The 21,978-nt window shown below is 54.7% G+C and carries 20 protein-coding genes and 1 riboswitch; of the genes, 3 read left to right on the top strand and 17 right to left on the bottom strand.

Annotation, left to right across the window (positions count from 1 at the left end):
* Positions 1–127: 127 nt before the first annotated feature.
* Entirely contained in the window at positions 128–637 is a 510-nt protein-coding gene (zur, locus tag ACL2XO_RS26580; protein ID WP_132924543.1) for a zinc uptake transcriptional repressor Zur, read from the top strand.
* A 146-nt stretch (positions 638–783) separates the two neighbouring features.
* On the opposite strand, the gene ACL2XO_RS26585 is transcribed toward zur, so the two are convergent.
* From ACL2XO_RS26585 to ACL2XO_RS26595, 3 genes are all read right to left on the bottom strand, one after another.
* Positions 784–993 (bottom strand): CsbD family protein, encoded by a 210-nt coding sequence (locus ACL2XO_RS26585; RefSeq protein ID WP_132924541.1) that lies wholly within the window; start codon positions 991–993, stop codon positions 784–786.
* 519 nt (positions 994–1,512) lie between these two features.
* The gene (gene lexA, locus ACL2XO_RS26590) at positions 1,513–2,121 is read right to left on the bottom strand and encodes a transcriptional repressor LexA (RefSeq protein ID WP_132924539.1); all 609 of its coding nucleotides are present in this window, start codon (positions 2,119–2,121) and stop codon (positions 1,513–1,515) included.
* Positions 2,122–2,244: 123 nt separating this feature from the next.
* A complete protein-coding gene (locus ACL2XO_RS26595) occupies positions 2,245–2,613 on the bottom strand; it encodes a diacylglycerol kinase (protein WP_132924537.1) in 369 nt (122 codons plus the stop codon).
* Between the two features lie 125 nt (positions 2,614–2,738).
* Between ACL2XO_RS26595 and plsB the strand changes: the two genes are divergently transcribed.
* Positions 2,739–5,204 carry a glycerol-3-phosphate 1-O-acyltransferase PlsB gene (gene plsB, locus ACL2XO_RS26600; protein WP_132924535.1) on the top strand — a complete coding sequence of 822 codons (2,466 nt, stop codon included), beginning with the start codon at positions 2,739–2,741 and terminating at the stop codon, positions 5,202–5,204.
* Positions 5,205–5,324: 120 nt separating this feature from the next.
* On the opposite strand, the gene ubiA is transcribed toward plsB, so the two are convergent.
* The 7 genes from ubiA to pgi all read right to left on the bottom strand — a co-directional run bounded on the left by ubiA (position 5,325) and on the right by pgi (position 12,971).
* Positions 5,325–6,188 carry a 4-hydroxybenzoate octaprenyltransferase gene (ubiA, locus tag ACL2XO_RS26605; RefSeq protein WP_213085631.1) on the bottom strand — a complete coding sequence of 288 codons (864 nt, stop codon included), beginning with the start codon at positions 6,186–6,188 and terminating at the stop codon, positions 5,325–5,327.
* A gap of 54 nt (positions 6,189–6,242) precedes the next feature.
* Complete coding sequence (gene ubiC, locus ACL2XO_RS26610) at positions 6,243–6,749, bottom strand: chorismate lyase (protein ID WP_413741919.1); 507 nt, start codon at positions 6,747–6,749, stop codon at positions 6,243–6,245.
* Positions 6,750–6,943: 194 nt separating this feature from the next.
* A complete protein-coding gene (locus ACL2XO_RS26615) occupies positions 6,944–9,031 on the bottom strand; it encodes a YjbH domain-containing protein (protein ID WP_413741920.1) in 2,088 nt (695 codons plus the stop codon).
* Positions 9,031–9,714, bottom strand: a complete 684-nt coding sequence (locus ACL2XO_RS26620; RefSeq protein WP_338091449.1) for a capsule biosynthesis GfcC family protein — start codon at positions 9,712–9,714, stop codon at positions 9,031–9,033. The genes ACL2XO_RS26615 and ACL2XO_RS26620 overlap by 1 nt, the downstream gene beginning before the upstream one ends.
* A gap of 68 nt (positions 9,715–9,782) precedes the next feature.
* Positions 9,783–10,430 carry a YjbF family lipoprotein gene (locus ACL2XO_RS26625; protein WP_413726005.1) on the bottom strand — a complete coding sequence of 216 codons (648 nt, stop codon included), beginning with the start codon at positions 10,428–10,430 and terminating at the stop codon, positions 9,783–9,785.
* A 69-nt stretch (positions 10,431–10,499) separates the two neighbouring features.
* Entirely contained in the window at positions 10,500–10,883 is a 384-nt protein-coding gene (locus ACL2XO_RS26630; protein ID WP_203523737.1) for a hypothetical protein, read from the bottom strand.
* Between the two features lie 438 nt (positions 10,884–11,321).
* Entirely contained in the window at positions 11,322–12,971 is a 1,650-nt protein-coding gene (pgi, locus tag ACL2XO_RS26635) for a glucose-6-phosphate isomerase (RefSeq protein ID WP_413726006.1), read from the bottom strand.
* Positions 12,972–13,377: 406 nt separating this feature from the next.
* A riboswitch (Lysine riboswitch) is annotated at positions 13,378–13,573 on the top strand.
* Positions 13,574–13,685: 112 nt separating this feature from the next.
* Between pgi and lysC the strand changes: the two genes are divergently transcribed.
* Positions 13,686–15,050 (top strand): lysine-sensitive aspartokinase 3, encoded by a 1,365-nt coding sequence (lysC, locus tag ACL2XO_RS26640; RefSeq protein ID WP_413741921.1) that lies wholly within the window; start codon positions 13,686–13,688, stop codon positions 15,048–15,050.
* Positions 15,051–15,053: 3 nt separating this feature from the next.
* Here lysC and ACL2XO_RS26645 read toward each other — a convergent pair whose 3' ends face one another.
* The 7 genes from ACL2XO_RS26645 to ACL2XO_RS26675 are packed head-to-tail and all read right to left on the bottom strand — an operon-like array spanning position 15,054 to position 21,898.
* Positions 15,054–16,709, bottom strand: coding sequence for a Na/Pi cotransporter family protein (locus ACL2XO_RS26645; RefSeq protein ID WP_132924517.1), 1,656 nt, complete (start codon positions 16,707–16,709; stop codon positions 15,054–15,056).
* Between the two features lie 19 nt (positions 16,710–16,728).
* A complete protein-coding gene (locus ACL2XO_RS26650) occupies positions 16,729–17,379 on the bottom strand; it encodes an HAD family hydrolase (RefSeq protein ID WP_413741922.1) in 651 nt (216 codons plus the stop codon).
* Positions 17,376–18,368 (bottom strand): ABC transporter ATP-binding protein, encoded by a 993-nt coding sequence (locus tag ACL2XO_RS26655; RefSeq protein WP_203523741.1) that lies wholly within the window; start codon positions 18,366–18,368, stop codon positions 17,376–17,378. The genes ACL2XO_RS26650 and ACL2XO_RS26655 overlap by 4 nt, the downstream gene beginning before the upstream one ends.
* Before the next feature lie 2 nt (positions 18,369–18,370).
* Entirely contained in the window at positions 18,371–19,156 is a 786-nt protein-coding gene (locus ACL2XO_RS26660; protein WP_132924511.1) for an ABC transporter permease, read from the bottom strand.
* Positions 19,157–19,188: 32 nt separating this feature from the next.
* Positions 19,189–20,028 (bottom strand): ABC transporter permease, encoded by an 840-nt coding sequence (locus tag ACL2XO_RS26665; RefSeq protein ID WP_132924509.1) that lies wholly within the window; start codon positions 20,026–20,028, stop codon positions 19,189–19,191.
* Positions 20,025–20,822, bottom strand: coding sequence for an alkaline phosphatase family protein (locus tag ACL2XO_RS26670; protein ID WP_413726010.1), 798 nt, complete (start codon positions 20,820–20,822; stop codon positions 20,025–20,027). Before ACL2XO_RS26670 ends, ACL2XO_RS26665 begins: the two co-directional genes overlap by 4 nt.
* 14 nt (positions 20,823–20,836) lie before the next feature.
* Positions 20,837–21,898: an ABC transporter substrate-binding protein gene (locus ACL2XO_RS26675; protein WP_132924505.1), complete on the bottom strand. Its 1,062-nt coding sequence runs from the start codon at positions 21,896–21,898 to the stop codon at positions 20,837–20,839.
* Between the last annotated feature and the right edge of the window lie 80 nt (positions 21,899–21,978).

Here is a 21,978-nt window from a genome sequence, read left to right on the forward strand (position 1 = left end):
CTTCTCTGCCCTGTTTTGCTGACCGTTAGCCGGGAATGCTATAGCCTCGCTCGGCTTACATCCCTAGATTCGGTATTTTATCGTCATCATGATAAGATGATGGATAGATAAGCTACGGGGGTTCCCTATGAAAAGCATGACTAGTTCGCAATTGCTCAGTCAAGCTGAACAATTGTGTGAACAACGGAATGTACGCCTGACGCCGCAGCGGCTCGAAGTATTGCGCCTGATGACGCAGCAGGAGGGGGCAATTAGCGCCTACGATCTGCTTGATCTGTTACGGGCCTCAGAACCCCAGGCTAAACCGCCGACTATATATCGCGCACTGGATTTTCTCATGGAGCAGGGATTTATACATCGCGTCGAGTCAACCAACAGCTTTGTCTTGTGCCATCATTTTGAAGAGCCTAGCCATACCTCGGCTTTTTTTATCTGCGATCGCTGCGGCCAGGTCACGGAGCAATCCACCGAGGGGATTGAGGAGATTCTACAACGCATGGCCCGGTCAGCGGGTTTTGCCATGCGGCATAACGTGGTGGAAGCCCATGGTTTTTGCCTCAAGTGTTCCGAAGTGCAATCCTGCGATCGGCTGCATAATTGCGGACACGACCATAGCATTGGGATCAAAAAGAGGTAATAGTTAAATAGGAAGGCATTAAAATTTTTAGTAGATTAGTTTAAGGATGTGATTAGGCAGGTGGTACATCCTTGTACCTTTGGGTAGGAACATTAATCTGATTATTCCGGGTAACCAACGTAATAGCGGGCTACCACGTTACATCGCTACCAGCGATATTTATTCTGGGTTTCCCAGTTCGAAACTTCCTTTTCTGCTGCTTCTTTGCCGTAACCATAACGCTCTTGAATTTTACCGATTAACTGGTCACGCTTCCCTTCAACAACGGTCAAATCATCATCGGTGAGTTTGCCCCATTGTTCTTTCATTTTACCCTTGAATTGCTTCCAGTTGCCGCTTGCTTGGTCAGTATTCATTGTAAAACTCCTTCGCTATCGTTTGGTGAGGAATTTTAATCATTAACCTTTTGCAGCGGTTAATGAATAATCGGATTCGTTAAAGAAAACGTCTGACATCGTTAATCTATAAGCTAACCCTATGAGATTAAGTATAGCAGTGCGTTTGGCGAAAGGTTTATTTGGCAGAGGATTTGACGTCATATGGACGGTAATTCCCGCGTTTTTTACCATAAGGCGATATAAAACAGCAGGTAGCGGAGGAAATTAGATTGACGATAAATGTAACAAAATATGTATAAACTTCACTTGTGCTTTGACGCGGATAGCTGGCGGGAACAGCGATTAATGACGGCAAGTATTGAAAAAAGCGAGGCAAGAAAAGATGCAAAAAGGTTATTGAACGGAACAAAACGACGCGCCACAGCTCCCCCAATAAATCTGCGGCCGCCGAAGCTGATAAAGGACGCCGAAAACCAAACCGGGGGAGAATACGCTACCTAGAGTCACCAACAGATCAAAGCGGGTCCAGACAAAGGCTCAGATCCAATTGCCGTTGCGAATGACACCTACCGCCAATCCTTCGATAGTAAGCTCCTGCTGGCGTAAATCCACCACGATGGGGGAGAAATCACTGTTTTCAGGTAACAGCTCAACGATATTGCCTTGTCTTCTCAGGCGTTTTACCGTCACTTCATCGTTAATCCGCGCGACAATCACCTGGCCATTACGGGCATCCTGCGTTTTGTGCACCGCCAGCAAATCACCATCCATGATGCCGATGTCTTTCATTGACATGCCGCTGACGCGCAGCAAAAAGTCCGCATGGGGTTTGAACAAATCAGGATCGACTTTGTAATGGCTTTCGATATGCTGCTCCGCCAGCAATGGCTCGCCCGCCGCCACGCGGCCAATCAGAGGCAAACCGCTTTCTTCCTCAATCAGTAAACGGATCCCGCGGGAAGCGCCGGAGACAATCTCAATCGCCCCTTTTCGCGCCAGCGCCTTAAGGTGCTCCTCGGCGGCATTGGGTGAGCGAAACCCCAGCTGTTGGGCGATCTCCGCGCGTGTCGGCGGCATGCCGGTTTGCGATATATGATCGCGGATAAGGTCAAAAACCTCTTGTTGTCTGGCGGTTAACGCTTTCATTCCGTCCCCTGTTTGTTTATACAGTCTTCATGTGAGTATATACAGGTCGAGCCCAATTGAAAACCTCATGTGTGGCAAAACGTAATAAAAACGGCTGAATTTAACAACGGTTAAAAGAAGCCATCATCGAAATAGTCGCCACAGCAAGGTTATCCAGACCCAGGCCGCCAATATGATGGCCAGCGCAACCGCAGCCGACCCGAGATCCTTTGCCCGTCCCGAGAGGGGGTGCAGCTCTGGCCCGATGCGGTCCACCACCGCTTCTATGGCGCTGTTTATCGTTTCCATCACCAATACCAGCCACACCGAGCCAATCAATAAAATACGCGAAATAGCGTCGGATTCGAGATAATATGCAAGTACGATGGCAAGGATGGCTATTACCGCTTCCTGCCGAAAAGCCGCTTCATGACGCCAGGCCGCTGATAATCCTTTTAATGAATATCCCATGGCGTTATAGATACGTTTAAGTCCACTGATTTGGTTTGCCATACATTTGCGCGCTTGAGGAAAATTGCGCCCATATTACCGGTTCTTTGCGTTCTCATCACCACAGATCTGTTGCGCAGTTTCTGGTATTCTTGTGCCGCAATGCTAACAAGAGGCTTCACACAGATATGTCAGGTTGGCGTAACATTTATTATGCGTTATTGGATTTGCCAATAAAATTGCTGGTGAGAAGTAAGGTAATCCCCGCGAATCCACGGGAAGAAACCGGTCTGGATCCCATGCGGGCCATGATGTACGTGTTACCTTATAATTCCAAAGCGGATTTGCTTACCCTGCGCGGGCAGTGCTTAAAGCTCCAACTGCCGGATCCGCTGATTCCCCTGGAAATTGACGGGGTAACGCTGCCGCGTTATGTCTTTATTAACGATGGTCCGCGGGTTTTCTCCTACTTCACCGAGAAGCCGGAATCCGTCAAGTTATTCCACAATTACCTGGACTTACACCGTAACAACCCCCAGCTCGATGTACAAATGGTGCCGGTTTCCGTGATGTTCGGACGCGCCCCGGGCCGTGAAGCACAGCCCAACCAACCGGCTCCGCAGCTGCGGCTGCTGAACGGTTTTCAAAAATTCATCGCCATTCTCTGGCTGGGGCGTGACAGTTTTGTCCGCTTTTCCAATCCGCTGTCGATGCGGTACATGGCAACGGAACACGGCACGGATAAGACCATCGCGCAAAAGCTCGCCCGGGTCGCCCGGATACATTTTGCCCGCCAGCGCCTGGTGGCGGTTGGGCCGCGTTTGCCGGTACGCCAGGATCTTTTTAACAAGCTGCTGGCGTCCAAGGCCATTGAAAAAGCCATTGAAGATGAAGCCCGCAGCAAAAAAATCTCCACCGATAAGGCGCAGCAAACCGCCATCCAGCTGATGGAGGAAATTGCGGCGGACTTTTCTTATGAGGCCATACGTTTATCGGATCGGGTATTGAGCTGGACCTGGAATCGCCTGTATCAAGGTCTGCACGTACGCAATGCCGATCGGGTCCGGCAACTGGCCGAAGACGGCCACGAAATCGTCTACGTGCCCTGCCACCGCAGCCACATGGATTATCTGCTGCTGTCCTATGTGCTTTATCACCAGGGATTGGTGCCCCCGCATATCGCCGCCGGCATTAACCTGAACTTTTGGCCGGCGGGCCCGATTTTCCGGCGCCTGGGGGCATTTTTTATCCGCCGCACGTTCAAGGGCAATAAACTCTACTCCACCATATTCCGTGAATACCTTGGGGAACTTTTCACCCGCGGCTACTCGGTGGAATATTTTATGGAGGGCGGGCGTTCCCGTACCGGACGCCTGCTGGAGCCCAAGACCGGCACGCTGACCATGACCATCCAGGCCATGCTGCGGGGAGGTAACCGGCCCATCACCCTGGTGCCGATTTATGTCGGCTATGAACATGTCATGGAGGTGGCCACCTACGCCAAGGAATTGCGCGGCGCCACCAAGGAAAAAGAGGGATTTTTGCAGATGGTGCGCGGGTTGCGTAAATTGCGTAATCTGGGCCAAGGTTATGTCAACTTCGGCGAGCCTTTGTCACTGAGCGCCTATCTGAGCCAGAACGTGCCGCAGTGGCGTGATTCCATCGATCCTATCGAAGCCCAGCGTCCCGGCTGGCTGGCGCCGGTGGTGGATGACATCGCCGGCAAAATCATGGTGCGCATCAATAACGCCGCCGCGGCGAATGCCATTAATCTTTGTTCCACGGTACTGCTGGCTTCACGCCAGCGTTCGTTAACCCGGGAACAATTGCTGCACCAACTGAACTGCTATCTGGAACTGATGCGCAACGTTCCCTACGCAGCGGATGTGACCATTCCGGACACCACGGCGGAAGGCTTGCTGGAGCATGCTCTGGCGATGAATAAATTCAGCGTTGAGCAGGACACCATCGGCGACATCATCTATTTGACGCGAGAACAAGCGGTGCTGATGACCTACTACCGGAATAACATCCAGCATTTATTTATCCTGCCGTCGCTGGTGGCCAGCATCATTCTCGGCCATCCCGGTATAGACCGAGAGACGCTATTACGCCATAGCTATCTGCTTTACCCGCTGCTCAAAGCAGAACTGTTTATGCACTATGAAACGGCGGAGATCGGCCCTGTTATCGATGCGCTGATTGAAGAGCTGCTCCGGCAGGGATTGATTATCGAGGAGGCGCGGCAACTCCTGCTCAACCCGGTGCGCGCCCAAACTCTGCAGCTCTTGGCCGCAGGAATAAGGGAAACCCTGCAGCGTTATGCCATTACGTTCTCCTTATTGCGGTTCAACCCTCAAATCAATCGAGGCACGCTGGAGAAAGAGAGCCGGATCATGGCCCAGCGGCTCTCGGTCTTGCACGGTATCAATGCGCCTGAGTTTTTCGATAAGGCGGTGTTTTCCACACTGGTGGCCACGCTGCGCGAAGAGAACTACATCAGCGACAGCGGCGATGCCATTAGCGGAAAGGTGCTTGAAATGAGCGAGATACTCAGCGAGTTGATGACGCCGGAAGTGCATTTGACCATAGAAAGCGCCAGCCTGCTGGTTGCCGCCCCCGGACTGCAACCCCTGCCGTCACCGGCGGAGTAGAATAAGCAGTATATCCCTGGCGGCTTGGCGGAAAGCCGTCAGGGCCGGGCTGTGCGATGTTGTCTGTCGGCTGCAATGCTGGCTGTCGACATAGTTCCGTGAGTTGTGGGCTGCGGATGATTATTTCATCGCCTCGACAAGCAGGCTCAGCGCGATGCCGAGAAAGATCACCATGCCCACCAGGTTATTATTCAAAAAGGCTTTGAAGCACGCCGGCCGTTCACGTCCGGCGATAAGCTTTTGCTGATAAACGAACAGTGCCCCCGCCAGCGCCAATGCGATAAAGAAAATGCCGTTCAATCCCGACCGCCATCCCAGCAAAACCAATAACAGCAGGGTAGCCGCTTGCAATATACCGATGATAAGCCTGTCATAGCGGCCGAACAGAATAGCGGTTGATTTAACGCCGATGCGGATATCATCATCCCTGTCCACCATGGCATATTGGGTGTCATAGGCCACGGTCCATAGCACGTTCGCGGCGAACAGCAGCCAGCATGAAATCGGTAAGGACTCACTAACCGCGGCATACCCCATCGGAATTGACCATCCGAAGGCCGCGCCCAATACCAGCTGCGGTAAATGGGTTATCCGCTTCATAAACGGGTAAACCCATGCCAGGACCAATCCGGCCACCGATAGGGCAATGGTCATGGAATTTAATGTCAGCACCAGGCCGAAGGACGCGGTGACCAGTGACAAGAACAGGACCTTTGCTTCTTTTTCGCTGATGTGGCCGCTGGGCAGAGGGCGCGACGCGGTACGCTTAACATGGCCGTCAATTTTGCGATCGGCGAAATCATTCACCACGCACCCGGCGGCACGCATTAAAAATACCCCGAGGATAAAAACCAGCAGAATGCCGACATCGGGAGTGCCCCGTCCGGCCAGCCACAGAGCCCATAACGTCGGCCAAAGCAACAACAGAGAACCAATGGGTTTATCAATGCGCATCAACCGGCACCAGGCCTGCCATTTGCCCATTGTGGCGCTGTGTTCCACTTTTCTCTCCTTCACTTCATCAAAACGCCGCCGCTGTTAACGATACAGAGGGGCATCCGGTAAAAACAGTTCGGTTAGCAATAAGGGCTTTCCATGCGGACGCAGGCAAGAGCGACGCGCCCATAAATTCCCTGCCCGACCCAACTGGATGTAGTCACGGGTCGGCATCCCGTCGCGGAACAGCCATCGCCCAAGCGGCATATCCCCCAGGGTTTTGAGCGCGCACGCCGGTCCTTCCAGCACCGCGGCGGGAATAACCATACGGCCCGCCAGCCATGGATTGCCGTCGCCGTACAGCACCACCTCACGCAGCCAGTAGCGCTCGCTGGCGGGCAGCAAGGCAATATCGTCGCCCGCATCGCCGGCGAAGACGTATCCCTCCCTGGCCCGCTGTACGCTTACCTGCCGGCAATGGCGTTCCAGGCGCCGGGTCATGGAATCGCACTCCAGCAGCCAATCTCTTTTAGTCGGATCAGGCTGTGGTGACTGTGGGGTTAACCATTGGATGGACGCCAGCAATGAGATATAGAGATTATCCGTCAACCGTTCCCCATCGTTTGAAAATAAGCGGGTGACATTATTGTAGCCCAGAACGCCGGCTTAATGACCCGCCTGCGGCGGGAGAATTATCTGCTGGGGGTTTCCCCTCGCCAATATCGCCCGCGGCGGGCGTCAAGTCAATAAAATGGCCTCCGGGAGGAGGCCATGGCAGCACAGTAACCGATGTCGGTAACTCATCAGTTCAGCGCGGGAGAACGCTCGTCGGTTAAACCGTACAGGTAGAATTTGCGTCCGACCATCTGTCCGCCGTCGCGGGTCAGCGGTATCCAGTTCAGCTGGGCACGGGTCCGGTTCGGTGTTACGGTCAGCAGATCCAGCGGTATCGACAGATAGAATCCCTTGGTGAAAGAGCCTTCGCCGTATTCTTCTTTGGAAACGTTGGTGAACGTGGCGAAAGCACCGGCGGTTATACCGCTGTCAAAGCGCCGCGACACATCGAACGTCACGCCTTTGTCCTTGGCCAGGTAACGCCCTACGCTGGCTTTAACCAGCACCCCGTTCATAAAGCTGGGCTGCCAGTAGCCGGTCAGGTTACCGGTGGCGACGCTGTAGTCGGCGAACTGCATCATATCGTTCCAGTCGCGCTGCTTGACGTAGTTACCGTCCACGCCCACCGCCCAGTTGGCGTCCAGCGGACGGTACAGCACTTCGCCGCCGACGCCGCCGTACATCATTTCCAGATAGCCGCCGTATAACTGGCCATACCAGCCGTCGCCCAGACCGGAGATGTAGGCGGTCTGCAGATTGCTGATATAAACGTCGTTACCGACATATTCACGAATGCGGGTGCGAACCCGCGGCAAATGGGAGTCACTGGGAGGATTGGTAAAATTGAATTTATTGTAATTATTGATAATATTACCAAACACGCTGCCGGAGGTAACCCAATGATTGGTCATCCAATAATTGGCCGTACCCTCCACGCCCAGCTGATACATGTAGAACGACTCGGGGCCGCCCACCGACTGGTTCAGCACCGGCGACCAGCCCAGCTCCAGGCGGCTGCGGTCGATATAATAGCCTTGTTCGGCACGCTCCGGAACATCCGGTTCGGTCCGGCGCTGTATCAGCGGCTGCTCATGCCCCAGCGGATAACCGCTCAAGGTATTCTGCAAGCTCTTCACGTCGGTCTCGGTGGTCACCATCGGCATATGCAGCCGGGTCTCAGTCACTTTAAGGGTATTGATATTGGCCGGCAGGTTATTCACCAGGATGCGGTTGGCGCGATCCACGCCCTCCGTACCATCCCGATATTTATCCTGTTGACCGGTCATGTACATGGTATTGCCCTTGACCTGGATATGCGGCGCGGTGTAACCCGCATTGCTGTTCAGATCCTCCAACTGCTGCGCTGCCACCTGATGCTGCAGCATATCGGACTGTTCATTGGGCTGGTAGGCCGGTTTTTCACTGTCCAGGTGCTTCTGGGTCAAGTCGTTGAAATTGGTGCGCAGGGTCACACCGAACATCAGGGTATTGCCGCGTTCATAGCTGAGATTGACATCCGCCCAGTCGGCGACCCGATAAATCGCGCCGACATTCACCGGCGTATTCTGTTTCAGATCGCCGGCAAAATCGTCCTGGTAATTGTTGCCTTCATACTCCAGCTTCAGGCGCAGGGGCTGCCACGGCGTCTGGTACTCGACGCCGCCGAATATCGCCGAGGGGCCGTGGAAAAAATCGCCGGTATTAAACGAACCGGCTGTATTATTGCTGTTGTCGCGGTGGCAGAACTTGTCTGATGCCTCGCAGAAGGGGTTTTTAACGTTGCCCCGGGTACCCAGGTATCCCCAGCCAAGGCCGACGGAGAAGTCAAAAGGTCCCCAGGCCTTGCTGGCGGCCAGGAACTCGCTGTCAAACAGGCCGGTACCGCCGAAATCGCGGATGCCCACAGAGACTTCAGGCAGGTAATACCCCTCTTCCCACAGGCGCAGCTTGAAATCGATGCCCTTGTCTTTATAGGTTTGACCGCCGCTGAAATTCGGATCATTACTGTACAGGCGGGTACGGACGTCGGTGTAGCGCACGGTGGATTCCAGCCAGGGGAACAGCTGGATATTGGCCGACCAGAAACGATACTGATTATTGTCACGGTAGTTAAGGCTGAATTCCCCGTCCCGGGCCATGCGCGCGGTAGGGGTTTGCAGCAGGCCCACGCCGCCCATATCCATCTGCGACGGACCCAAAGGCTCGGTATAAGGGGCAGCCTGGCAAGCGGAGGCCACTGACAAAGCGATGAGGCTGAATAGATATTTTTTTTTCATCAGTCAGGGATCCGGTGAGTCAACAAGGAAACAATTTGTTCATTTAAGCCCTGATAAGCACTGGGTAATGACCAGGAAGAAAAGCCGACGAAAATAATGCTGCCCGGCGCCGCTTCGTTATGGCGGCGATTCCAGTAGGCTACCGGGACCTGGCGGTACTTTCCGTCGGGCTGGATAAGCCAGGCATAGCTTTTTTCGGCGCCGCTTAAACGATCATGGCTATCAAGATAATCGGACACATCGCTGCCCACCTGATAAGGCTGCGAGCCGGCGGGCGTTACCGCGCCGAACACATGAACGCTGGTGGGCCGCGCCAGGGCATACACGGTATAATCGCCGCTTAATTTACGATCGGCCCCGTCTTCCAGACGGATGAAATCCGGATCCATGGAAACGAACTGGCGGCCGGTGACTTTCAAGCCGGCAAGCTGGCTGCGCACCTGATCCACGGAATTTGCCAGGCCGTCGTTGCTATCCTGTCTCAGTTCAGCGCTCAGCGCGCCCAGCCTTGCCACCAGTTGCCGCTGCTGATCAAGCTGTGCGGCGGTAGCCAATTTTTCCGCAATAACGGTGCCGGGCCACCAGGTATGTCCGGCCAGCGCCGGATTAAGCGCGATTTGTCCCAGGTGGGTCGCGCCATTGACCACAACGGCCTGGGACCGGCCCGGTAGATAGATAGACACCCGGCTGTCGGCAGAGGCGGACGCAATAAAACCAGCACATAAACTCACTAGCAGTAAGAGTCGTTTTTTCATGGCTTATAAGGATTTAAAGTGGTGGTTTCAATCGGGAAGAAATCCGGTCCGATAAATTGTTGGGTTTTTTCTACGGCGCCGGTGCTCGTGTCGATCCAGAAACGGTTGCGATAATGGGTATTCAATTGCGCCACGGTGACATCTTCATCAAGGATGCGATAGGTATGGGGAACGTTCAGTACGGTCAAGGTTTCATTGCCGGCGATACTGAAGCGGGAAGTGAACGACGCGGAATAGGTTTGCTTATTCTGGGTCCAGGACTGAACGCGGGTCCATTCGGTGCCGTCGGTAATCCTGTTGGCGTGCGCCAGCGGATCCGAGGCCAGATTGGTCACCTCAAGAAGGTTGTCGGTTAAATCCAGGGTTTTTACCAGCCGTCCGTTATGGGTGACAAGCATGGCCTTGTCACGGGTAACCCACTTCAGGAAGCCATTCTCGGCATACGCCAGAACGACAAATATCTGCGAGCCTTTATTGACCTTGACATACATGCTGGCATAGGGAAGGTCCCGAATCTGTTCAGGGGTCCTTTCCACATCGGGCGTACCAAATACAGCTACTTTAAACGTCTCGCCTATACCTTGTTGCGCTGGACTGCACGCGGCCACCAGAAAGCACACCACCAATAAGAAGAAATAGCGCACGTCGTTCATCCCAAACGAAGGAGACCAAAAAATAACCACACAAATGTGTGGTTATCGAGTAATTATAATTTATCGGGTTGAAGTGGTGGTTCCGGTTCCGGTTGTTCCACCGCCACCGCCGTTATCACCGTTGTCATCGTTGTGGGAACTGATCAGCGCAGCACCCGCTATCAATGCCACCGCACCGACACCGATTGCCGTCGCGGCACCCGCGCCCAAACCTGAAGCGGCGGCCGTACTGCCCGTGGTGCCGTTGGAAGTGGTGGTGGTAGGTGCAGCCGCTATCGCGTAGGAACCACTAGCCATCAGCATCGCAGCTATTACAACATTAAACAGTTTTTTCATATTTATTACCTTAGACTCTTGAGGATGATGACTATAAAGCACTGGAATGTTGATTTGCCTTATATAAGCATCATAAAGCAATATAATGCAATAAAATATATCTTGCATTCATCCCTGTGGATCAGGGGCTAAAAAATGGCATTCAAAAGTCTCCGGTGGCTTAAACCAGTGACTTCCGCTATTTGATCGAAAATTTGTAAGATTAAACGCTAATATAGGCGAGGAATAGACAGATTATTCAATGCTATGAAGCTTTCATGACAATAATAAATCAGAAAATTCTCACGGCTTTATAGCGGCTGCCAGGGTAAATAGCGACGAGATTATAACAGCCTATCCGCTTGAAGTAACATGCTTTTAAATTTTATGGCTCTTTTCAGCTAAGTCGCATATAAAAAATTGTTAAAAGCCTTTTTACCGGCTTTTTTAGGATTAACCTTACTCCCTATTAAAAAGTTAATTATAAACAATCGGATACCATAAGCGGCAACGCTCGGGGCCATAACGGCAGCCACTCCTTGGCTGCCCGTTCGGTCTGTAGCGTAATCAGCGGCGCCAGGCTTTGAAACGATTTATCAATCCGTTGGTTGAGCTGTCGTGGCTGGTGACATGGTCGTCAGCGGCTAATTCCGGCAGGATCCGGCTCGCCAGCTGTTTACCCAGTTCTACGCCCCATTGGTCGAACGTGTAGATGTTCATGATGACGCCCTGGGTGAAAATTTTGTGTTCATACAATGCAATCAAAGCACCCAGGCTGTAGGGGGTGATCTCTTTGAGCAAAATGGAATTGGTGGGGCGATTGCCCTCAAACACCTTAAACGGCGCCACATGGGTCACCTGTTCCGGCGTTTTACCCGCTGCGGCGAATTCATCTTCCACCACCTGGAGTGATTTGCCGAATGCCAGGGCTTCCGTTTGCGCAAAGAAATTCGACAGCAGCTTAGCGTGATGATCGCTTAGGGGATTATGGCTGATTGCCGGCGCAATAAAATCACAAGGTACGATTTTGGTGCCCTGATGAATCAGCTGATAAAAAGCGTGCTGGCCGTTGGTGCCGGGTTCACCCCAGATAATCGGCCCGGTTTGATAGGTGACCGGCTGCCCGTTGCGATCGACGTATTTGCCGTTGGATTCCATATTGCCCTGTTGGAAATAGGCGGCAAACCGGTGCATATATTGATCGTAAGGCAGGATGGCTTCGGTTTCGGTACCGTAGAAATTGTTATACCACAGGCCGATAAGCGCCAGCAGCACCGGCAGGTTTTGTTCAGCGGGCGTTTGTGCGAAATGACGGTCCATGGCGTGGGCGCCGCTGAGCAGCTGTTCAAAATTGTCGAACCCCACGGACAGGGCAATGGAAAGGCCGATGGCGGACCATAACGAGTAACGTCCCCCCACCCAATCCCAAAATTCGAACATATTGTCGGTATCGATACCGAACTCGCTTACCGCCTTGCCGTTGGTAGAGAGGGCGGCAAAATGCTTGGCGACGTGTTTCCCATCCCCCGCGGCGGCCAGGAACCAGTCCCGGGCGCTGTGGGCGTTGGTCATGGTTTCCTGGGTGGTGAAGGTTTTGGAGGCCACCAGGAACAGCGTTGTGGCGGGATCGAGATGTTTGACCGTTTCGGCGATATGGGTTCCGTCAACGTTAGAGACGTAATGCATGCTCAGGTGATTTTTAAAAGGCCGCAACGCTTCGGTGGCCATATAAGGCCCGAGATCCGAACCGCCGATACCGATATTCACCACGTCGGTAATAGGTTTACCGGTATAGCCCAGCCATGCGCCGCTGATGACCCGTTCGCAAAACTGTTTCATTTTGGCCAGTACCGCATTGACGTCCGGCATGACGTCTTTACCGTCCACAATAATCGGCGTATTGCTGCGGTTGCGCAGCGCCACATGCAATACCGCGCGATCTTCGGTACGGTTGATTTTTTCGCCGGAGAACATGGACTTGATGGCTCCGGAGAGATCGCACTCTTTAGCCAGGTCCTGTAATTTCGCCAACGTCTCGCCGGTTATCCGGTTCTTGGAGAAGTCCACCAGCATCTGGTCGTCAAAAGTGGCGGAGAATTTGCTGAAACGATCGCTGTCCTGGGCAAACAGATCGCTTATCTTCACGTTTTTCATCTGATCATAATGCTGTTGCAGCGCTTTCCAGGCCGCCGTGTGGATAGGGTTAATATTTTTCATAGCAACGCTCTTCTTGAGAATTAAAAAGATCCGATAACGGTGATTGTATCGCTAAGGACTCGGCTTGCGATGCCTTTTATTGCGATATACCCGTCATGCTTCACGTTGCAGGTGCGTGCCGCCTTCCCGCAACTCGAATTAATTTGGATAGTTACAACCACCGGCAAAAACGATCGCGCCATGGCCTCGCGAGGCGGGCGCCTGTATTTCAGAGTAACAGAGTCGAACGGATTTGCGCTATCGCCATGACTTGCGGGCAAATTGAATATCCCCTTACGCTGCTCGTTGACAGGAACAAAATTACCCGCTATTTGTAGTGGCCTAGTTGCGCATCCAATACCTTGAATAATTGGAGTGGCAGGAAGGCGGCACGCACCTGCGACTTGACGTATGACGGGTATATGCGTGAACCAGAAGAGGCGCGCCGCCCAGGCAAGGTTCCGGAGGATCCGTTTTCCGTTGAAAGAACCCGAGGGGGAGCGGCGCCGAGGTGGCGGTGAATGCACGGAATTTCCGCTACCGACCGCATGGGCTGAATCCCCTGGGTTGTCACCCGCATATTCGCCGTTGGGCGATAGGCACGGTGGGGCGCTTCTGGGCGTATCGTAGTTCATCTACGTCTGCTCCCTGTTCTACGCTCTTAACACGTGCCGGCATTATTTAAACGTTGTCATCACGGATATGGATGACAGCTTGATACGAGGCAGCAAGAGCATGGCAGAAACAGCATTAAACCCCCTGATCGTGGCAAAATTCGGCGGTACCAGCGTCGCTGATTTCGACGCCATGAATCGCAGCGCGGATATCGTCCTGTCCAATCCTTCGGTTCGTCTGGTGGTATTGTCCGCCTCCGCGGGCGTCACCAATTTACTGGTGGCGCTGGCGGAAGGGAATGAGCCGGAAAGGCGCGCCTTCCATCTCGATGAAATTCGCCGAATTCAATACGCCATTATCGATCGCCTGGCGGAATCACAGGTCATCCGCGAAGAAATCGATCGCATGCTCGATAATATCGCCATGCTTTCCGAAGCGGCGGGGCTGGCGACCTCTCACGCCCTGACCGATGAGCTGGTGAGTCACGGCGAGCTCATGTCCACCCTGCTGTTTGTGGAGATACTGCGCCAGCGCCAGGTGGCGGCGGAGTGGTTCGATGTGCGCAAGATTATGCGCACCAACGATCGTTTCGGCCATGCCGAACCGGATATCGGCACGTTGAAGGAGCTGACCCGGAATCTGCTGTTGCCGCGGCTTTCCTTGTCGCTTACCGTTACCCAGGGTTTTATCGGCAGCGAGGCCAAGGGACGCACCACGACGCTTGGGCGGGGCGGCAGCGACTACACCGCCGCGCTGCTTGGCGAAGCGCTGCATGCATCGCGAATCGATATCTGGACCGACGTGCCGGGTATCTACACCACCGATCCGCGCGTGGTGCCGGAAGCGCGGCGGATTGATGAAATCAGCTTTGAGGAAGCGGCGGAGATGGCCACGTTCGGCGCCAAAATCCTCCATCCCGCCACGCTGTTGCCGGCGGTGCGCAGCGATATCCCGGTGTTTGTCGGCTCCAGTAAGGACCCCCATATCGGCGGCACGCTGGTGTGCAACAAAACCGCCAATCCTCCGCTGTTCCGCGCCATCGCCCTGCGCCGCCGGCAAACACTGTTGACGTTGCACAGCCTCAACATGCTGCAGGCCCGGGGCTTTTTGGCGGAAGTTTTCAATATTCTGGCCCGCCACTACATCTCCGTGGATTTGATTACCACCTCGGAGGTGAGCGTGGCGCTGACCATGGATACCACCGGCTCTACCTCCACCAGCGCCAGCCTGTTGACCACCTCGCTGCTTACGGAGCTTTCGTCCCTGTGCCGGGTGGAGGTGGAAGAAAATCTGGCGCTGATCGCGCTGATCGGCAATAAGCTTTCCCAAGCCTGCGGGGTGGGCAAAGACGTGTTCGGCGTACTGGACCCGTTTAATATCCGGCTGATTTGCTACGGCGCCAGCAGCCATAATCTGTGCCTACTGGTACCCGGACAGGACGCCGAACAGGTGGTGAAAACCCTGCATCATAACCTGTTCGGGTAATGCTTAGACAATTTTTGGTGTTTTGCGGCGATCGTCCAGGTCGTCCGCGTCCTCTTCTTCCAGCTCCAGCGCATTGTAGGCCACCGAGCAGAACAGCGAGTTGACGCGCTTCATGTCTCCCAGCAGCCCCAAATGAAGGGAACTGGTTTCCAGGCTCTGGACGTTTTGCTGATGCAGCCGGTCCACATGGGCGTGGGCATAGCGGCGATCGGTGATGCGAAACCGGTGTTTTGCCCGCCGCAGACGCCGCGCGCTGGTGATATCCCCCGACAGGAACACCGACAGGCCCAGGCGCAGATTGGATACCAGCTGTTCATGGAGGGTATCCAGTTCCTGTAGCCCTTCCGGGGAAAATGCCCGGCGGGTTGCCAGGGACTTGGCGGCAATATCGCCGGTCATGCGTTCGATGATGTCCCCGGCCTGTTCCAGGTTCAGGGCCATCTCGATGATTTCCGCCCAGCGGCGGGAATCCGGCTCATCCAAATCCTCTTTCGGCATTTGCGCCAGATAAAGCTTGATGGCGGTATAAAGCACATCCACATCATCATCCAGCCGGCGTACTTCACGATCCTTGTTCGGCTGGCCGTGCAGCACCTCATGATGCAGCAGCAGCATACTCTCCACCACATCCCCCATGCGCAGGGTTTCGCGGGAAGCGTTGGCCAATGCCAGCGCCGGGGTATCCAGCGCGCTCACGTCCAAATGGCGGGGCCGAACCCCGAGTTCGCTGGCCGGCGTATCCCCTATCCATTGCGTACAGAGACGGGCCATCGGGCCGGCAAAAGGCACCAGGACAAGGCAGCGGATCAGGTTATAGAAAACATGGAAATAAATCACCAGCTCGGCGGCGCTCACCGGCAGGCGGTCCAGCAGATCGGCCAGCAATGAAATGACCGGTAAAACCACCACGCAGCCGATCAATTTGAACAACAGGCTGCCGAGGGCCACCCGCTTGCCTTCGGCATTTTGCCCGCTGGCGTTAATCATCGCCAGGATGCCGCTGCCGAGATTGGCGCCAATCACCAGGCACAGGGCGACTTTAAAAGAGATAACATCGGTGGCGGTGAGCGTGGCGGTGAGCAATACCGCCGCCAGGCTAGAGTAACTGATAATGGCGAACAGGGCGCCGGTGAGGGAATCCAGCACCACATCCCCGGTCAGGGAGGAGAACAGGACTTTAACGCCGTTGGCCTGGGTGATAGGGGCCGCGGCGGCTACAATCAGCTCCAGGGCCAGCAGGATCAGGCCCAGGCCGATAAACACCCGGCCTATCTGGCCGATTCGCGCTTGCTTGCGGCCGAGAAACAGGCAGACGCCGATAAAAATCAGCAGTGGGGAAAGCCAGGATAAATCAAAGGTCAGCACCCTGGCCATCAAGGCAGTGCCCACATCCGCCCCGAGGATAATCACCAAGGCAGGGGTTAGGGCCACCAACCCCTGAGACACAAAGGAGGTCACCAGCATTGCCGTGGCGTTGCTGCTTTGCACCAGCGCGGTAACGCCGATACCCGCCATAAACGCCATGGGCTTTTTTTCTACGCTGCTACTCAGCACCTGGCGTAAACGGGCACCGTATACACGCATAATCCCGGTACGGACAATGTGAGTGCCCCATACCAGTAATGCCACCGCGGAAAGCAGATGCAACAAAGTCAGCACGCGTATCAAAACTCCTTAATTACCAGCGGTGAATCGGCCACCCGGCCCCTTGGGCATGCCGCAGCAGGACGCTATCCGGATTAACGGCATGGGGATAGCCGACCTGAATCAGTAATGGCAAATCGTTACTGGAATCGGAGTAGAAACTCGCCTCGGCCAATACCGATAAATCTCCCCCCAGCAGCGACGACAAGCGAGCCACCTTGCCTTCCCGATAGGTTAATATGCCTGTGGTCTCACCGGTATAGGAATCGTCCAGCACTTCAAGCTTAATGGATAATGTTTCACTGATGCCGAAATGCTGCGCAATGGGCGCCACCAGGTGTTCACCGGAGGCGGAAATGACGATAACCCTATCCCCATGGGCCCGGTGGGCATCAACACAGCGGCTGGCCTCTTCACGGATGGCCGGAACAATCACGCTCTCGATAAACCGGTTCACATGGTGCCTTACTTCGCCGGTTGAACGGCCGATTAACGGCTGCAGGGTAAAGGACATATACTCATCCATGGAAAGTGTCCCCTGGGCATATTGCCGCATCAGCGTCTGCTCCCGCCGGACAAAGGCGCTGCCCTCCGTCCACCCCAATTCGCACATATAACGACTCCACAAGCTGGCGCAATCGCCATTGATGAGAGTTTCATCCAGATCGAATAACGCCAGCCTCATGCCACCTCACATAATGTCGCTATATCTAACTGTAGACCAATCTGCACGTCATTAGGATGGAGATCGGCCACCGAACGGTTCAAAACATCTACAAGCAGTTCAATGCCTTGCGTTTCCACACGATAACGGATCACATTCCCCAGCAGGCTGTGGCTGAGGATGCGTCCCTCAATGCCCTGGCCGACCGGAACCAGGGTAATGGACTCGGGCCGGACGGCCACTTGTCCCTGCCAGGAACGTCCGGTCAGCAACGCGGCCTGCTGCGGGCTCAGCACATTGTAACTGCCGATAAACCCGGCGGCGAAGGCATTCACCGGCCGGGTATAAAGCATCTCCGCACTGCCGTTCTGCACGATTTTACCTTTATTCATCAACACCACCCGGTCGGACAGGGTCAGGGCCTCTTCCTGATCGTGGGTGACGAATATCGCGGTCAAGCGCAGCTCTTGCTGAATACGGCGGATTTGATCCCGCAAATGTTTACGAATACGGGCATCCAACGCCGAGAGCGGCTCGTCCAGCAACAGCAGCCGCGGCCGGGTCACCAGCGAGCGCGCCAGCGCTACCCGCTGGCACTGCCCGCCGGAAAGCTGGTGCGGATAGCGGTGGGCGAATTCCTGTAACTCCACCAATGCCAGCACCTCCTCCACCCGACGGCGGATCTCGGCGGACTGCAATTTCTGCATTTTCAGGCCGAAGGACACATTGCCGTCCACAGTCATATTCGGGAACAGGGCATAACTCTGAAATACCATGCCGATGCCCCGCTGCTGCGGTGCCAGCGGCACCAGGTCTTCTCCCTGCAGAACGATTTGCCCGCTGTCCACCGAGGTCAGCCCCGCCAGGCAGCGTAAAAGCGTGGATTTTCCACAGCCGCTGGGACCCAGCAGCGTAACAAACTCACCCTCATCCGCGCTGAAATCAATATTCTCAAAGACCTGGGTCGGTCCGTAATGTTTGTTGAGTTGTTTAACCGCCAGATAAGACATGATTAATCCTTGTCCTTGTTAACGGTATTCGCCGCCAGGGTCAGCAGCAGTACCACCAGGAAGTATGAGATGACCAGCGCGCTGGTTAAATGACCGCTGCCGTTACGCAGGTTGTACAGGTAAACCTGCAGCGTTTCAAAGCGGTTGCCCACCAGCAGGTTAGCGAACACAAACTCACCTATCAGAAAAGAGAAGGACAGCAGCAACGCGATCATACAGCCTTTACGCAGATTCGGCAGCACCACCAAAATTGCCGCTTTCCAGGTACTTGCCCCCAGCAACTGCGCCGCATCCATCAGATCGCGCAAATGAATGGCCTGCATATTGTTGGTAATGGCCCGGTAGATAAAGGGCAGCGCTATGGTGAAATAACAACCGATCAGGATCCATGGCGTACCGGTGAGCGCCAGCGGGCCGTCGGAATAGAGCTGCAACAAGCCCACCGATGAAACCACCGGCGGTACGGCAAACGGCAGCAGGATCAAGATATTCATAACTGAATCAAGCCGGGGAAAATAGTAAGCAATCACAAACATTAAGGGCAGCACCAGCACCACCGATAACGCCAGGGCGCCGAAACAGATAATTAATGAGTGCTCCAGCGCAATCAGGAAGCGGGGATCCTGCAATAGCTCGGTCATCCACTTCAGCGTGAAGCCTTCGGGCAAAATCGTCGAGCCCCACTGGCTGGAAAAAGCGTAAATCAACGTGGCGACCAACGGTGATAACAGGATAATCAGCATGACCGTGACCACGCCACGGTGATAGAAATTTTCAATACGCGACATCAGAGCCTCCTGAACAGCCGGCCGGCAATAGATCAAGGACGGGCATGGGTGTAGCTCCGCCGGACGATCCATTGATGCACTAAGGTAATAAAGACCATCAGCACCACCAGGAACATACCCAAGGCGCTGGCCATATTCGGATCCAGGTCCAGATCCCCCGCCACCAGGGCGGCAATGCGAATCGGGATAACGTTGAAATTACCGCCCGTCAGCGCATAAATCGTGGCGTAAGCCCCCAGGGCGTTTGCCAGCAAAATAACGAAGGTACCCAACAGGGCAGGCGCCAGCACCGGTAAGCCAATGTAGCGCCAGTAATGCACCTGCCCCGCCCCCAGTAACGCCGCCGACTCGCGCCAATCCTCGCTTAAGGCGTCGAACGCCGGATAGAGCAGCAGCACCCCCAGCGGAATTTGAAAATAGGTATAAAGCACCATCAATCCGGGTTTGGAGTAAAGGTTAAAGTCCTCCAGCACGCCGTAACGGCGCAGAATCAGCGTGACGCAGCCGTTGGTGCCCAGCAGGATGATAAAGGCGAACGCCAGGGGCACCCCGGTAAAGTTACTGGTCATATTGGTAAAAGACATCACCGCGGTGCGCAATCGGGTGGCGCCCAGCTGGCGCAGTGAATAGCTGCACACCAGTGCGATCAACAGGCCGAACAGGCTGGACCAGAAGGTTATCTCAAGGGAAAAAACGATGGCCTGCCGGTAAAACGGCGAGGTGAGAATCTCCTGGTAATTGGCAAATCCCCATCCGTCCGTCTCGCTGTTAAAACTGTTAAAAGCCATCCAAATCATCGGCGCAATCTGGAAGGCGCAGAAAAACAGGACAAAGGGCAACATGATGGCCGCCGCCAGCCATTTACCCTTCATTTGAGTAGCCCCCCACAGACCGGTTTATCATGCTCCACCCCCAGCAAAGAACATACCGTGCCGCAGAGTTCAGTTTGCCGCACCGCCGCCGGCGATTGGCTGAACGCTTCGCCGAAGACAAACAGCGGCACCTGGCGCTCTTCCGGCAGAATTCCGCCATGGCTACGGTCATCGTTCATACCGTGATCCGCGGTCACCAGGACCTGATAACCCCGGGCCAGCCACTCCGGCAGATATAACGACAACAGCCCGTCCGCCGTCCGCGCCGCGTTACGGTATTGCGGCGTGGATAAACCGAAACGGTGGCCGGCATCGTCGATGTTCATCGGATGGATTAACAGGAAATCCGGCTGATAACGCAGCCGCAGGCTTTCGGCGTCTTCAAACACATGGGAATCGGGATAATGATCCGCATGGTAAAAATGCCCGTACTGAATGGCGGCCTCAGGGTCGAGGGTATGCCGATCGCGGGCCGCATCGAACGGCGCGCGATTGTAGAGTTCGCTTACCCAATGATACGCCGCGGCCGCGGTGGTCAAACCGGCGGCGCGGGCATAATGGAAAACACTGCGATGACGGGAAAGCCGCACCACATTATTGTGGACCACGCCGCTCTCCACCGGCGGCATGCCGGTAAGAATGCATTCGTACAATGGCCGCGATAATGACGGCAATTCACATTCCAGCGAATAGAGGCATCCGTGCCCCGCCGCGCATTCCGCATGCAGATAACCCATGGCGTCATAGGCTACCTGATAATTTAATCCGTCCAGTATCACCAACACAGTTTTCATCAGGACTCCTTGACTTACTGCTGCATGGATATCATGACATTTTCCTGCCACAGCCGAGGTAAGGTTTTAGCGCTCTGCTCCCAAGCGGCCTGATCGGCGATGGGATGGGCGTTTTTATATTGCCCGATGGGCAGCAGTTTGGCTTTGACATCCTCCGGCAGGGTCAAATGTTCTATACGAATAGGACGGGCATAGCCTCTGGCCAGGTTGATTTGTCCGGCGTCGGAGAAGATATATTCCCGGGCAAATTTCGCGGCGTTGGGGTGTTTGGCGTATTTATTGATGATGGTGGTATAACCCGAGGTAATGGAGCCGTCGGAAGGAATCAGCACCTCGAAGCGGGTTTTGTCGATGGTATCGCGATAGTTAAGGCCGTTGAAATCCCAGACGATGCCCACATCCACTTCCCCTTTTTCCAGCGAAGCGATAGTGGGATTATTCAGTCCCAACCGCCCGGCCTTGGCCAGCTTGGCAAAGAAATCCAGGCCCGGTTTCAGGTTCTTCTCGTTGCCGCCCATGGCATAGGTCGCCGCCAGGACGCCGTTAACCGCCTGCGCCGCGGTGCTGACGTCCCCTACGGAAACCTTGTAGCTGCCGTTAAGAAGATCGGCCCAGCTATGGGGTATTTGTTTTACCGTCTGCTTATTGACGATAAAAGCGATGGTGCCGGTATAGGCCAACGCCCAGTTGCCGTCCTTATCCTTTGCCCAGGCGGGCACCTGATCCCAGGTACTGGGTTTATAGGGTTGCGCTACGCCTTTTTGTACCGCCAAAGGCCCGAAAGAGGATCCCACGTCGCCGATATCGGCGCTGGCGTTATTTTTTTCCGCCAGAAACTTGGCGATTTCCTGGGCCGAACTCATATCGGTATCGCTGTGCTTGAGTCCGTATTTACTGGACAAATCCGCCCAGGTGTCTTTCCAGTTTGCCCAGCTGTCCGGCATACCGACACTATTAACCTCGCCTTCTTGTTGTGCTGCTTTTTGTAACGCCGCCACATCGGCGGGTGCGGCGTAACCGGCCTGGCTGGCCAGCAAAATCGCGGTTGTTAACACTGAAGCGAACAAAAGTTTCATATGTGATGCTCCGGATGATAGTGTGTGAATGGAACAGATAACTGGTCTAGTCCAGCAAGAACCAAGCCAATCTACTTAAT

Origin of the sequence: Sodalis sp. RH15 (assembly GCF_047324255.1) — a bacterium.
Lineage (GTDB): Bacteria > Pseudomonadota > Gammaproteobacteria > Enterobacterales > Enterobacteriaceae > Acerihabitans > Acerihabitans ligni.